Raw genomic sequence first — 14,151 nt, 5'->3', positions numbered from 1 at the left:
TCTCTTTACATCCGAATAGGCAGGCCTTCCTGCCTATTCGCTTTTTACAGAAAGACTTTCTCATGTCCAAGTTTCGTCTCGCTCATCTCGGCCTCGTCATGGCCGCTATCGGTTTTACCGCAGCAACTCCCGTAATCGGCCTGGGTTCGCTGGCATATGCCGCCGACACCGTGCGCGCCGAAGTGGGCAAGCCACTGCAAGAAGCGCAGAAACTCACGAGCGCCGGCAAAAACAAGGAAGCGTTGGCCAAGCTGCGCGAAGCTGACAACGTCAGCGGCAAGACCGCCTTTGAAAGCTATCAGATCGAACGCGTGCGCGCCTCGGCCGCCGCTGGCGCCGGCGATAACGCCACCGCCATCAAGGCTTTCGAAGCCGTCATCAATTCCGGCCGCCTGAGCGCCGCCGAAGCACCGAAATTCACGCAAGGCCTGGCCGGCATGTACTACCGCGCCAAGGACTGGCCGAACGCCATCACCTGGTTCAAGCGCTCGCTGAAAGACCGCGACGACCAACAGACGCGCGACTACCTGATCCAGGCCTACTACTCGAGCGGCAACTACGCCGAAGCGGCCAAGGAACTGCAATCCAAGGGCGGCAACTCGGAAGCGAGCCTGCAAATGCTGGCCAACATCCAGTTGAAGCAGAACGACAAGGCCGGCTATGTGTCGACCCTGGAAAAACTGGCGACCAGCTATCCGAAAAGCAGCTACTGGGCCGACCTGCTGAACCGCGTATCGGGCAAGCCTGGCTTCTCGCAACGCCTGGGCCTGGACGTGCAGCGCCTGCGCCTGGCCAACGGCCTGTTCACCAAGCCATCCGAATACATGGAACTGAGCCAGCTGGCCCTGCAGGCCGGCAATCCGGGTGAAGCGCTGAGCATCATTGACCAGGGTTACAAAAAAGGCGTGCTCGGCACCGGCGCCGATGCGGCCCGCCACCAGCGCCTGAAAGACCTGGCCCTGAAAACCCAGGCCGAACTGAAGGCCAACGCCGCCAAGTCCGAAGCCGAATACGTCAAGAACAAGGACGCCGACGCCCTGAGCAAGCTGGGCTTCGCCCTGGTCTACGACGGCCAGGCCGACAAGGGCCTGGGCCTGATGAACGACGCCGTGAAAATGGGCACCGCCAAGTATCCGGAAGAAGCCAAGTTACACCTGGGCATCGCTTACATCCACGCTGGCAAGAAAGCCAATGCCAACACCGCCCTGAAAACCGTCAAGGGTACGGATGGCGCGGCCGACCTGGCGCGCTACTGGACTTTGATGAACAAGTAATTGACATCGAACCCAAGCTAAGGCACGTCGCGCTTTGCGGCCTGTGATGCTCACCGGCTCGCTACGGTTGGCTTCGATGTTGAGGCTGTACTTGAATATTCGGTAAAGAAAAAAAGCGTTGCCAGCACACTTGCCGGCAACGCTTTTTATCATTTCAGCAGGGAAATTACCCCTGCGCCGGCCCTGCCCGGTGTGCATCCCTGAAACAGTCCGTATAATCCCCCTTTTGGCACAGTTTTCATCCCATTCCCATGAAGGTATTTCGCGGACTTCCCAATGCCCAGGCACGCGCACCGTGCGCGCTGACCATCGGCAACTTTGACGGTGTCCATATCGGCCATCAGGCCCTGCTGGCGCGCGTGCGCAAGGCGGCGACCGAACTCGGCATCGAAGCTGCCGTGATGACGTTCGAGCCGCACCCGCGCGAGTTCTTTGCCCAGCGCGCCGGCGACCTGTCGAAAGCGCCGCAGCGCATCGCCAACCTGCGCGACAAGCTGCAGTCGCTGGAAAACGCCGGTATCGACCGCGTCATCGTCGAGCATTTCAGCGCCCAGTTCGCGGCGCTGAGCCCACAGGAATTCACGCAGCAGGTGCTGGTCGACGGCCTGCACGTCAAATGGCTGATGGTCGGCGACGACTTCTGCTATGGCGCGCGGCGCGCCGGCGACGTGGCCATGCTGCAGGAAGCGGGCCGCGAACATGGTTTTCATGTTGAAACCTTGCCGACCGTAATGAATGGCAGCACCCGCATCTCGTCCTCGGCCGTGCGCCTGGCGCTGGCCGCCGGCGAATTCACGCTGGCCGAGCAGCTGCTGGGCCACCCTTACGCAATTTCCGGCCATGTGATCCATGGCCAGAAGCTGGGCCGCACCCTCGGTTTTCCGACCCTGAACCTGCGCGTGGCGCACCGTCCCGCCCTGTCCGGCATCTTTATCGTGCAAGTACATGGGCTGTCGCCCGAGCCGCTGCCGGCCGTGGCCAGCCTGGGCGTACGCCCCACCGTCGACGACAGCGGCCGCGTGCTGCTCGAAGTACACCTGTTCGATTTCGCCCAGTCCTGCTACGGCAAGCTGGTGCGCGTGGAGTTCCTCGAAAAACTGCGCGACGAAGAGAAATACGACGATCTGGCCACCCTGACAGCGGCCATCGAGCGCGACTCGAACCAGGCGCGCGCCTACTTCGCGCAGCGCCGCGGCGCCATTACCGCCACCGACCGAATTTGATCCTGGCCAACTCCTGCGCGCGGCGGGTTTTCCCGCCACAGTAACTCACACCATCCAGTAAAGAAGACTATGTCCGACCAAAACAAGCCAGCCGCACCGAAACAGAACAAGAAACCCGTCAGCAAATACCCGGTCAACATGACCGAAACCCCGTTCCCGATGCGCGGCGACATGGCCAAGCGCGAACCACTATGGGTACAGCAATGGCAGGACAAGAAAATCTACGAGCGCGTGCGCAAGGCCGCCGCCGGCCGTCCGAAATTCATCCTGCATGACGGCCCGCCGTATGCCAACGGCGACATCCACCTGGGCCACGCCGTCAACAAGATCCTGAAGGACATGGTCGTCAAGTCGCGCTCGCTGTCCGGCTTCGATGCACCGTATGTGCCGGGCTGGGATTGCCACGGCATGCCGATCGAGATCCAGATCGAAAAACTGTACGGCAAGAACCTGCCGACCGCCGAAGTGCTGGAAAAGGCGCGCGCCTACGCCACCGTGCAGGTCGAGCGCCAGAAGAAAGACTTTATCCGCCTGGGCGTGCTCGGCGAATGGGACAACCCCTACCTGACGATGGCGCACGGCAATGAAGCCGACGAACTGCGCGCGCTGGGCAAGCTGCTGGAAAAAGGCTATGTGTACCGCGGCCTGAAGCCGGTCAACTGGTGCTTCGACTGCCAGTCGGCGCTGGCCGAGGCGGAAGTGGAATACGCGGAAAAACGCGATCCGGCGATCGACGTCGGCTTCAAATTCGCCGAGCCGGCAAAACTGGCCGCCGCCTTTGGCCTGCCAGCGCTGCCGACCGAGAACGGCTACATCGTCATCTGGACCACCACGCCGTGGACCATCCCGTCGAACCAGGCGCTGAACGTCAACCCTGAGGTGAAATACGCGCTGGTGCAAGCCACGCGCGACGGCCAGCCATTGCTGCTGATCCTGGCGCAGGACCTGGTGGTGTCCAGCCTGGCGCGCTTCAAGCTCGAGGGCACGACGATCGCCACCTGCGACGGCGCGGCCCTGGCCGGCATCAGCTTCCGCCATCCGCTGCACGCGTCCGACGCCTTCTATGACCGCCTGTCGCCGTTGTACCTGGCCGACTACGTGACCACCGAGAGCGGCACCGGCGTGGTGCACTCGGCGCCAGCCTATGGCCTGGACGACTTTATCTCGTGCAAGGCGCACGGCATGAAGGACGACGACATCATCAAGCCGGTGATGGGCGACGGCAAGTTCGCCTCGACCCTGCCGCTGTTCGGCGGCATGACCATCTGGGAAGCGTCGAAACCGATCTGCAACGCGTTGAAAGAAGCGGGCGCGCTGTTCGAAGTCAAGATGTTCGACCACAGCTATATGCACTGCTGGCGCCATAAAACCCCGATCATCTACCGCGCCACCTCGCAGTGGTTCGCCGGCATGGATGTGACGCCAAAAGACGGCGGCGCCACCCTGCGCGAAACCGCCCTGAAAGGCATCGCCGACACCGAGTTCTTCCCGGACTGGGGCCAGGCACGCCTGCACGGCATGATCGCCAACCGTCCCGACTGGACCCTGTCGCGCCAGCGCCAGTGGGGCGTGCCGATGGCCTTTATCGTGCACAAGGAAACGGGCGATTTGCACCCGCGCACGCCGGAACTGCTGGAACAAGTGGCGAAGCTGATCGAAAAAGACGGCATCGAAGCGTGGCAGGCGCTGGACCTGGCGGACCTGATCGGCGACGAAGCGGCCGTCTACGCCAAGAACAAGGACACGCTGGACGTGTGGTTCGATTCCGGCGCCACCCACCAGACCGTACTGGGCGGCCCGCAGGCGCATGGCTCGCACTCGACCCAGCTGCAGTTCCCGGCCGACCTGTACCTGGAAGGCTCGGACCAGCATCGCGGCTGGTTCCATTCGTCCCTGCTGGTGTCGTCAATGCTCAATGGCCGCCCACCGTACAAGGCGCTGCTGACGCACGGCTTTACGGTCGACGGCGAAGGCAAGAAGATGTCCAAGTCGCTGGGCAACACCCTGGCGCCGCAAAAAATCTCGGACAGCCTGGGCGCCGACATCCTGCGCCTGTGGATCGCCTCGACCGACTATACGGGCGAATTGTCGATCTCCGACGAGATCCTCAAGCGCGTGACCGAATCGTACCGCCGCATCCGCAACACCTTGCGCTTCCTGCTGGCCAATACCTCGGACTTCAATCCGGCGGTTGACGCCGTGCCGGTGGCCGATCTGTTCGAGATCGACCGCTATGCGATCGCCAACATGGCGGCCTTGCAGCAGCAGATCGAGAACAACTATGCGCGCTACGAGTTCCATCCGGTGGTGTCCAAATTGCAGACCTACTGCTCGGAAGACCTGGGCGGCTTCTACCTGGACATTCTGAAGGACCGCCTGTACACCACCGGCTTGACGTCGCACGCGCGCCGCTCGGCACAGACCGCCCTGTGGCATATCACGCAAAGCCTGCTGCGCCTGATGGCCCCTGCCCTGTCGTTTACCGCCGAGGAAGCGTGGGCCGTGTTCGCGGGCGAAGCAGCCTATGCCGCCAGCGACGAAACCATCTTCACGCAAACCTGGTGGCAGCTGCCGGCAGTGGCGGACAGTGCCGAGCTGCTGGAAAAATACACGGCCCTGCGCGCCGTGCGCACCGACGTGACCAAGCAGCTGGAAGACCTGCGTACTTCGGGCGCCATCGGTTCGTCCCTGCAGGCCGAGCTGACCATCAAGGCCGCGCCGATGAAGTACAAGCTCTTGACCACCCTCGGTGACGACCTGAAATTCGTCTTTATCACCTCGCAGGCGACGGTGGCCGAAGTGAGCGATGAAGCAAGTGAAGAAGTGGTCGTGACGGCGTCGACCGCGCCGAAGTGCGAGCGCTGCTGGCACTACCGCGCCGACGTGGGCACGGATGCCGAACATCCGACCCTGTGCGGCCGCTGCGTGAGCAACCTGTTTGGTGCGGGTGAAAAGCGCCGCTTCGCTTAAACTGTCGCACCGGAACGCCGTTCGCGTTCCGCTCCCGACCGCCGCTGCCCGGATTGCTACCCGGACAGCGGCGGCTTTTACCTCTTCCTGAAAAAATATGGCCACTAAAAACCGCGTTGTGTCGAAACCGAAATCGTCGTCGTCATCGTCCCTGGTTCCCTGGCTGGGCATCGCCGCCATCGTCATCCTGTTCGACCAGATCAGCAAGATCACCGTGCTGCGCACGTTCCAGTACGCCGAGGAAAAAGCCATCACCTCGTTTTTCAACCTGGTGCTGGCGTTTAACAAGGGCGCCGCGTTCAACTTCCTGTCCGACCAGGGCGGCTGGCAGCGCTACTTCTTCACCGCGATTGCTCTCGGTGCGGCCATTTTCATCATCTATCTGTTGAAAAAACACGCCGGCCAGCGCATGTTCTGCTGGGCCCTGGCGCTGATCCTCGGCGGCGCGCTGGGCAACGCCATCGACCGCCTGGTCTACGGCCACGTGGTCGATTTTCTTGATTTCCACTGGAAAAGCTGGGGTCATTTCCCTGCTTTCAATATCGCCGATAGCGCCATCTGCATCGGCGCGGCCCTGTTCATCATCGATGAACTGCGCCGGGTAAACAAATAACCGGGAGGCAGGTCATGGAATTGTCCGGCAAAAAAATCGTCCTGGGCCTGTCCGGCGGCGTCGCCTGCTACAAGGCGGCCGAACTGTGCCGCGCGCTGACCCGCGCCGGCGCCTCGGTGCAGGTGGTGATGACGGATGCGGCCAGCCATTTCATTACGGCCGTGACCATGCAGGCGCTGTCCGGCCATCCCGTGCATACCAGCCAGTGGGATGCGCGCATCGCCAACAATATGGCGCATATCGACCTCACGCGCGGCGCCGATGCGATCCTGATCGCGCCATGCTCGGCCGACTTCCTGCGCAAGCTGGCCCATGGCGTCTGCGACGACCTGCTCTCGACGCTGTGCCTGGCACGGCCCGCGCATTTGCCGCTGCTGGTGGCGCCGGCCATGAACGTCGAAATGTGGCAGAACCCCGCCACGCAGCGCAATGTGCAGCAGCTGCGCGAAGACGGCATCCAATTTTTTGGCCCGGCCGCCGGCGAACAGGCCTGCGGCGAAACAGGCCTGGGCCGCATGCTCGAACCCGAGCAGCTGCTGACGGAGCTGATCGCCGCCTTCCAGCCCAAGGTGCTGGCCGGCCGGCGCGTGCTGGTCACGGCCGGCCCTACTTTTGAGGCGATCGATCCGGTGCGCGGCATTACCAATCTGTCGTCCGGCAAGATGGGTTACGCCGTGGCGCGCGCGGCGCGCGAAGCGGGCGCCGAGGTGCTGCTGATCTCGGGGCCGACGGCCCTGGCCACCCCGTTCGGCGTGCGCCGCATCGACGTGCAAAGCGCGCAGCAGATGCATGACGCCGTGCTGGACCACCTCGATGGCCAGCATGTGTTCATCGCCGTCGCGGCGGTGGCCGACTGGCGCGTGGTCAACGCCAGCGACCAGAAACTCAAAAAGCAGGCCGACGGCGCCGTGCCCGAACTGCAGTTCGCGCAAAACCCCGACATCCTCGCCACCGTGGCCGCGCGCACCAACCTGGCCGGCTTTCCGTATTGCGTGGGCTTTGCCGCCGAATCGGAAAACCTGGTGCAATTCGGTTCCTCGAAGCGCGAAAAAAAGGGTATTCCCCTGCTGGTCGGCAATATCGGCCACAACACCTTCGGCCAGGACGACAACACCATCATCCTGTTCGACGAAGACGGCCACACCGTGCTGCCGCGCGCCTCCAAGCTGGAACTGGCGCGCCAGCTGATTTCCGAAATTTCCAAGCGCATCGCGAAAATTTCGCTGCTCAAGTAACCCTTTATCAAAGTTGTAGCTTCAATGAAAAATATCGACATCAAGATCCTCGACGCCCGCATGAAAGACCAGTTGCCGGCCTACGCCACCCCCGGCAGCGCCGGCCTCGACCTGCGCGCCTGCATCGATGCCCCCATCACCATCGAAGCCGGCCAGACCGTGCTGATCCCGACCGGCCTGGCGATCCACCTGGCCGATCCGGGCTATGCGGCGATGATCCTGCCGCGCAGCGGCATGGGCCACAAGAACGGCATCGTACTGGGGAATCTGGTAGGCTTGATCGACTCCGATTACCAGGGCCAGCTGATGGTCTCGACCTGGAACCGGGGCCAAAACGCATTCACGCTCAACCCCATGGAGCGGCTGGCGCAACTGATAATCGTGCCGGTGCTGCAAGTGGGCTTTAACGTCGTCGAGGAATTCGGCGGCAGCGAACGCGGTGCTGGCGGATTCGGCAGCACCGGCCAACTTTAAGGATCATTATTTATGCCAGGTTTCCGCCAAAAAAGCGACTCAGCCCCACCCCCGCTGCGCCAATTGGCCCTGCCACTGCTGGTGGCTTGCGCCGCCCTGCTTGCCGGGTGTACCACACCGGGCGGCACCGTCAGCGGCCCGTTCAACATGACGCCCGCGCCCGATGAGGCGCCCGCTTACACGGCGCAGCAAAAGGCGGCGCAGGACAACCTGGTAAAAATGGTGGCCTTGCAGGACCGGCTGTCGAAAGTGTCGGCGCCGCTGCTGATCAACAATGCTGACCTGTGCAAGAGCTACGCGCGCAACCTGCTGGGCTTTACGGCGCAGAATAAATATTCCTACCCCGGCGTGTATGCCGATGCCGCGCAGGCGGCCCTGGGCTATGGTGAACAGATGCAGGTCTCAAGCGTGCTGCCGGGCAGCGGCGCCGCGCGCGCCGGCCTGCGCAAGGGCGACGGCCTGGTGGCGGCCGAAGGCAAGCCCTTGCCGGCCGGGCCGAATGCGGAAGGCCCGTTCGGCGCCATCGTCGGTCCGCTGGCCTCGAAAAGCGCCAGCATCAGCATGACGATCACGCGCGAAGGCCAGCCGCAGGACCTGAAAATTCCCGTTACCCGCGCCTGCGCCTTCCGCGTCGCGCTGGGCAACGCCGACAATATCAACGCCTATTCCGATGGCGCACGCATCATGCTCACGCGCGGCATGGTCCATGCGGCGCAGAACGATGAGGGCATCGCCTTCGTGATCGCGCGCGAAATGGCGCACAACATCCTCGATCACGCGCGCAGCCAGCGCAATACCGGCACGGCCGGCGGCATTATCGACAGCCTGGGCGCGGTACAGCCGGACGTATCGATGCTGACGGGCGCGGCGGGCATACGCGCCATGCCGCAGGAACTCGACGCGCAGGCCGATACGCTGGCCATCTATCTGCTGGCGCGCGCCGGCTACAATGTCGACAATGCATCGCGCTTCTGGCAGCGCCTGGCGACACAAGTGCCGGCCAGCACCGCCAACGGCTATACGGCGCTGCACCCGGGCATGAACTCGCGCATCGCCGCCATCAACCGCGCGGTCATCGATGTGCGCGCCAGGCAGGCCGCCAAAAAACCGCTGCGTCCTTAAGCGCCGGGAAATGGGGGGAACACGCCCCCCATCAGCCAGGTGACGATGCCGGCCAGGATCACGCCGAGGAAAACGCCGACCAGCAGCTTGCTGGCGAGGGGCAGGCCTTGTTTGTGTTCTTTGATTATCATGGGAACTCTCCGCAGGCGGTGGGACAGCGAGTTTTCAGTATAGCCATGTTTTACGCTATTGCGCCGCCCGCCTGCGGCATATTTATTCACCTCACCAGCCACCACCATGGACAGCATCGACCTCGAAGTACTGAAAACCTGCGCCGCCTGGATCGCCGCCGGCCACCGCTGCGAACTGGTCACCGTCATCAAGACCTGGGGTTCGAGCCCGCGCCCGGTCGGCGCCACGCTGGCCATCCGCGACGACGGCACGGTGGTCGGCTCGGTGTCGGGCGGCTGCATCGAAGATGACCTGATCGACCATGTGCGCACCCACGGCATCGTGCGCGAGCGGCCCGAGATCGTCAGCTACGGCATCAGCGCCGACGAGGCCCACCGCTTCGGCCTGCCCTGCGGCGGCACCATCGAACTGGCGATCGAACCGCTGCACGCCGGCAGCGGCGTGGACGACTTGCTGGCGCGGCTGGAACGCCATGAACTGATCGAACGGCGGCTCGATCTGAAGAGCGGCGCGGTCAGCCTGCACGCGGCCGCGCCAGGCGCGGCGCTGGTGCTGGGCGGCGAGCTGCTGAGCACCCAGCACGGCCCGCGCTGGCGCCTGCTGATCATCGGCGCGAGCCAGCTGTCGCGCTTCGTGGCGCAGATCGCCACGGCCATGGATTACCACGTGATCGTGTGCGACCCGCGCGAAGATTATCGCGGCGGCTGGAACGTGCCGGGCGTGCCGCTGCTGCACGCCATGCCCGACGACCTGGTGCTGGAACTGCAACTGGACAGCCGCAGCGCCGTGCTGGCCCTGACGCACGACCCCAAGCTCGACGACCTGGCGCTGATGGAAGCGCTCAGGTCCCCGGCGTTTTACGTCGGCGCCATCGGCTCGCGCGCCAACAACGCCAAACGGCGCGAACGGCTGCAGCAGTTCGACGTCACGCCGCAGCAGCTGGCGCGCCTGCATGGCCCGGTCGGCCTGTACATCGGCAGCAAGACACCGGCCGAAATCGCCATCTCCATCCTGGCCGAGCTGACGGCCGTGAAAAACGGCGTGCCCGACACGCTGCAGATCGCGCACGCGCAAGCCCTGTCGGCATGACCACCCTGCACTGGCGCGTGGCGCTGCCGGCCGGCTACCGGCAAGGCGACGTGATGGCGTTTCATGGCCGCGATGCCGAAGGCGTGGCCGAACAGGTGGCGCCAGACAGGCTGCGCAAGGCCATCGTGTACGGTGGCGTGGCGGTGCTGCTGGAAGTCGACTTCACGGCCAGCGAGGCAGTTTGCCGCGCCGAGATCGACGGTCCTGTGAGCGAAGGCCTGCGGGACGCGCTGCATGAAGTGCTGAACAATATCCTCGGCCTGCGCATCGCCCCCGAGCCGTTCGCGCAACTGGTGGCGAACGACCCGCTGATGGGTCCCCTGGTGCGCGCCAACGGCAGCCTGCGCATCGTGCAGTCGGCCACGCCGTTCGAAGCCTTGACCTGGGCGGTTATCGGCCAGCAGATCAACCTGCCGTTTGCCATCGCGCTGCGCCGCACGTTGATCCTGCAAGCGGGCCGCCAGCACAGCGGCGGCCTGTGGTGCTACCCGGAAGCGCGCGACGTGGCGCACCTGAACCTTGAAGAACTGACGGTCCGCAAATTCTCGCGCGCCAAGGCCGGGACCCTGCTGCGCCTGGCCAGGCTGGTACATGACGGTGAACTGTCTTTGGCGCTGCCTGCCACAGGAGATGTCACGGCGGTATCGCAAGCGCTGTTGAATGTCAAAGGCATCGGCCCGTGGACCGTCAACTATGCGCTGCTGCGCGGCTACGGCTACGCCGACTGCTCGCTGCACGGCGACGTGGCGATCCGCGCCGCCCTGCAAAAACTGCTGAAAGAGGACAGCAAGCCGGACCTGGCGCGCACCGAACAATGGCTGCGCCAGTACGCGCCGCACCGCACCATGGCCGCCGCCCATCTGTGGGCCAGCCTGCAAGCGTAAAGCAGCTTCCGGCGCCTCCCCTGCAGCACTCGGCCGCCGGTGCTACCATCTACTACTGATGAGCTAATCCCAACGACGGATGGCCGCCAGCGCTTTTCAGTATTACTCCCCATCTTCCGAGGAATCAATGACTACCCTGACCATCAATGGCAAGCGGCACGATATCGCCCTGCCCGAAGACACGCCCCTGCTGTGGACCCTGCGCGACGAGCTGGGCATGACCGGCACCAAATTTGGCTGCGGCATGGCCCTGTGCGGCGCCTGCACCGTGCATCTCGATGGCGAAGCAATCCGCTCGTGCGTGACGCCGATCTCGGCCGCCGCCGGCAAGAACATCACCACCATCGAAGCGGTCGGCGAAGACAAGGTCGGACTGGCGCTGCAACAGGCATGGCAGGACCACGGCGTGCCGCAATGCGGCTACTGCCAGGCCGGGCAGATCATGTCGGCCACGGCTCTGCTGCACAAGACACCGGCACCCAGCGACCAGCAGATCCGCGAAGCGATGAGCGGCAATATCTGCCGCTGCGGCACCTATACGCGCATCCATGCGGCCATCAGGCAGGCGGCCGGCATCACGGTCAAGGGAGCGGCAAAATGAACGCCCCTGACAAAATGATAGCCTCGGCTTCGCGCCGCAACTGGCTCAAGGCCGCCGGCGCGCTGGCCGGCTTTACCCTGGTCGCCGGCCCGTCCGGCCTGGTGATGGCGGCCGACGCCGTCAAATACGGCGGCGACAATATGCCGGGCGGCGTGGTCGACGACGCGCTGGTGTTCCTGGCGATCGGCTCTGATGGCATCGTCACCATCATGTCGCACCGCTCGGAAATGGGCCAGGGCATCCGTACCAGCCTGCCGATGGTGGCGGCCGACGAACTGGGCGCCGACTGGGCCAAGGTCAAGGTGCAACAGGCCGCCGCCGACGAAGCGCGCTACGGCAGCCAGGATACGGACGGCTCGCGCAGCATGCGCCACTCGTTCCGCGCCATGCGCCATGTGGGCGCCACCGCCCGATTGATGCTGGAAACGGCGGCCGCCGCGCGCTGGAGCGTCGCCGTCACCGAAGTGAAAGCGGCCGGCCATCAGGTGGTGCATGCGGCCAGCGGACGCACCCTGGGCTTCGGTGAGCTGGCGGCAGAGGCGGCCAAACTGCCGGTGCCGCCGCGCGCCAGCATCTCGCTCAAGCGCGCCGACGAGCTGCGCTACATCGGACAAGACAACAAGCGCGGCATCGACCTGCACGATATCGTCACCGGCAACACCCACTTCGGCATCGACACCCGCCTGGAGGGCATGAGCTATGCCGTGATCGCCCGTCCGCCCGTATTCGGCGGCAAACTGAAAAGCGTCGACAAGACGGCGGCCCTGAAAGTGCCGGGCGTGCTGCGCATCGTCGAACTGGCGGGCAGTCCGCCGCCGGCCATGTTCAATCCGCTCGGCGGCGTGGCCGTGATTGCCAGCAATACCTGGGCCGCCATCAAGGGCCGCGAAGCGCTGGTGCTGGAATGGGAAGACGGCGCCAATGGCGCCTATGATTCCAAGGCCTTCCGCGCCACGCTGGAAGCGGCCGTGCGCCAGAGCGCCAAGCCGGCGCGCGACCAGGGCAAGACGGTCGAGACACTGGCCGCCGCCCCGGCCAAACGCAAGATGAGCGCCGAATATTATCTGCCGCACCTGGCACACGCCACCATGGAGCCGCCGGCGGCCACCGTGCGCGTGATCAACGGCAAGGCCGAAGTATGGGCCTGCGTGCAGGCGCCGCAAGCGACGCGCAGCAATGTGGCCAAGGCGCTGGGGCTGCCGTTTGACGACGTGACCGTGCACGTGACCCTGCTTGGCGGCGGCTTCGGGCGCAAGTCGAAACCGGACTTCGCGGTCGAAGCGGCGCTGCTGTCGCAAGCGATGGACGGCAAGCCCGTCAAGCTGACCTGGACCCGCGACGACGACCTGCAGCACGACTATCTGCACACGGTCTCGGTCGAGCGCCTGGAAGCGTCGCTCGATGCGAAGGGCATGCCGACCGCCTGGCTGCACCGCACGGCCGCGCCCACCATCGCCTCGACCTTTGCCGCCGGCGCCAACAAACAGGCGCCGTTCGAGCTGGGCATGTCGGCGATCAACGTGCCGTTCGCGATCCCGAATGTGCGCGTCGAAGTGCCGGAAGTGCCGGCCCACACGCGCATCGGCTGGTTCCGCTCGGTATCGAATATTCCGCACGCCTTCGCCATCCAGTCGTTTGCGGCCGAACTGGCGCATGCGGCGAAAAAGGACCACCGCGACTACCTGCTCGAATTGCTGGGGCCGGCGCGCAGGATCGATCCGAAAGACCTGTCCGACGGCTGGAACTATGGCGAAGACCCGGCGAAATATCCGGTCGATATAGGCCGCATGCGCCATGTGATCGAGCTGGCCACGGCCAAGGCGGGCTGGGGCCGCAAGCTGCCCAAGGGCCGTGGACTGGGTCTGGCCGTGTCGTACAGTTTCGTCACCTATGTGGCGGCCGTGATCGAGGTGGAAATCAACGCGGCCGGCGAAGTGCTGATCCCGCGCGTCGATATCGCCATGGACTGCGGCCCGCAGATCAACCCCGACCGCGTGCGCTCGCAGATCGAAGGCGCCTGCATCATGGGCCTGTCATTGGCGATGAGTGGCGAGATCAGCTTCAAGAATGGCAGGGTCGAGCAGAGCAATTTCCACGACTATGCCGTGCTGCGCGCCGCCGACGCCCCGCGCGTGATCCACACCCACCTGGTACCGGGCACGCTGGACATGGAACTGGGCGGCGTGGGCGAGCCGGCCACCCCGCCGATCGCGCCGGCGCTGTGCAACGCCATCTTCGCCGCCACGGGCAAGCGCATCCGCGCGCTGCCGGTGGGGATGCAGCTGGCGAAGAAAGCCTGATCGCCAGAGAAATGCCGCCGCCCTGGCGGCATTTCAAGCCCGAGCATGTGACTCGGCCGCACAACGAAAAAACCGCTGACCCTCTTGCGAGGAATCAGCGGCTTCGAATTGGTTGCGGGGACAGGATTTTTTGCACTCTTGTGCAAGTCGTTGAATCTCAAAGGCTTTTTTTTTGTCCCCGCTCGCTCAGTGTCACACAGAGAGCAACACCAATGGCCATTCTTGCCCCACGCC

12 protein-coding genes are annotated in these 14,151 nt (G+C 64.4%); 11 read left to right on the top strand and 1 reads right to left on the bottom strand.

Going from position 1 to position 14,151, the window contains the following annotated elements; translation table 11 throughout:
• The first annotated feature begins 62 nt into the window (after window positions 1–62).
• From ASR47_RS05720 to ASR47_RS05690, 7 genes are all read left to right on the top strand, one after another.
• Complete coding sequence (locus ASR47_RS05720) at window positions 63–1,274, top strand: tetratricopeptide repeat protein (protein WP_065306797.1); 1,212 nt, start codon at window positions 63–65, stop codon at window positions 1,272–1,274.
• Between the two features lie 251 nt (window positions 1,275–1,525).
• Complete coding sequence (locus tag ASR47_RS05715) at window positions 1,526–2,497, top strand: bifunctional riboflavin kinase/FAD synthetase (protein ID WP_065306796.1); 972 nt, start codon at window positions 1,526–1,528, stop codon at window positions 2,495–2,497.
• A gap of 69 nt (window positions 2,498–2,566) precedes the next feature.
• Window positions 2,567–5,467 (top strand): isoleucine--tRNA ligase, encoded by a 2,901-nt coding sequence (ileS, locus tag ASR47_RS05710; RefSeq protein WP_065306795.1) that lies wholly within the window; start codon window positions 2,567–2,569, stop codon window positions 5,465–5,467.
• A 97-nt stretch (window positions 5,468–5,564) separates the two neighbouring features.
• Window positions 5,565–6,080 carry a signal peptidase II gene (lspA, locus tag ASR47_RS05705; protein ID WP_065306794.1) on the top strand — a complete coding sequence of 172 codons (516 nt, stop codon included), beginning with the start codon at window positions 5,565–5,567 and terminating at the stop codon, window positions 6,078–6,080.
• A 14-nt stretch (window positions 6,081–6,094) separates the two neighbouring features.
• A complete protein-coding gene (gene coaBC / locus ASR47_RS05700) occupies window positions 6,095–7,315 on the top strand; it encodes a bifunctional phosphopantothenoylcysteine decarboxylase/phosphopantothenate--cysteine ligase CoaBC (protein WP_065306793.1) in 1,221 nt (406 codons plus the stop codon).
• Between the two features lie 24 nt (window positions 7,316–7,339).
• Window positions 7,340–7,789, top strand: a complete 450-nt coding sequence (gene dut / locus ASR47_RS05695; RefSeq protein ID WP_065306792.1) for a dUTP diphosphatase — start codon at window positions 7,340–7,342, stop codon at window positions 7,787–7,789.
• A gap of 63 nt (window positions 7,790–7,852) precedes the next feature.
• Window positions 7,853–8,911: a M48 family metallopeptidase gene (locus tag ASR47_RS05690; RefSeq protein WP_245714269.1), complete on the top strand. Its 1,059-nt coding sequence runs from the start codon at window positions 7,853–7,855 to the stop codon at window positions 8,909–8,911.
• On the opposite strand, the gene ASR47_RS28135 is transcribed toward ASR47_RS05690, so the two are convergent.
• Window positions 8,908–9,042 carry a hypothetical protein gene (locus ASR47_RS28135; protein ID WP_281218420.1) on the bottom strand — a complete coding sequence of 45 codons (135 nt, stop codon included), beginning with the start codon at window positions 9,040–9,042 and terminating at the stop codon, window positions 8,908–8,910. The genes ASR47_RS05690 and ASR47_RS28135 overlap by 4 nt on opposite strands.
• Window positions 9,043–9,148: 106 nt before the next feature.
• Here ASR47_RS28135 and ASR47_RS05685 point away from each other — a divergent pair, with 106 nt between their 5' ends.
• From ASR47_RS05685 to ASR47_RS05670, 4 genes are all read left to right on the top strand, one after another.
• The gene (locus ASR47_RS05685) at window positions 9,149–10,132 is read left to right on the top strand and encodes an XdhC family protein (protein WP_065306790.1); all 984 of its coding nucleotides are present in this window, start codon (window positions 9,149–9,151) and stop codon (window positions 10,130–10,132) included.
• Window positions 10,129–11,016 carry a DNA-3-methyladenine glycosylase family protein gene (locus tag ASR47_RS05680; protein ID WP_065306789.1) on the top strand — a complete coding sequence of 296 codons (888 nt, stop codon included), beginning with the start codon at window positions 10,129–10,131 and terminating at the stop codon, window positions 11,014–11,016. Before ASR47_RS05685 ends, ASR47_RS05680 begins: the two co-directional genes overlap by 4 nt.
• 127 nt (window positions 11,017–11,143) lie before the next feature.
• Window positions 11,144–11,617 (top strand): (2Fe-2S)-binding protein, encoded by a 474-nt coding sequence (locus ASR47_RS05675; RefSeq protein ID WP_065306788.1) that lies wholly within the window; start codon window positions 11,144–11,146, stop codon window positions 11,615–11,617.
• The gene (locus tag ASR47_RS05670) at window positions 11,614–13,917 is read left to right on the top strand and encodes a xanthine dehydrogenase family protein molybdopterin-binding subunit (RefSeq protein ID WP_065306787.1); all 2,304 of its coding nucleotides are present in this window, start codon (window positions 11,614–11,616) and stop codon (window positions 13,915–13,917) included. Before ASR47_RS05675 ends, ASR47_RS05670 begins: the two co-directional genes overlap by 4 nt.
• The last annotated feature ends 234 nt before the right edge of the window (window positions 13,918–14,151 follow it).

Source organism: Janthinobacterium psychrotolerans, from assembly GCF_001677885.1.
In the GTDB taxonomy this organism is placed as follows: domain Bacteria; phylum Pseudomonadota; class Gammaproteobacteria; order Burkholderiales; family Burkholderiaceae_D; genus Janthinobacterium; species Janthinobacterium psychrotolerans.
This window is presented reverse-complemented; position numbering and strand designations above follow the sequence as displayed.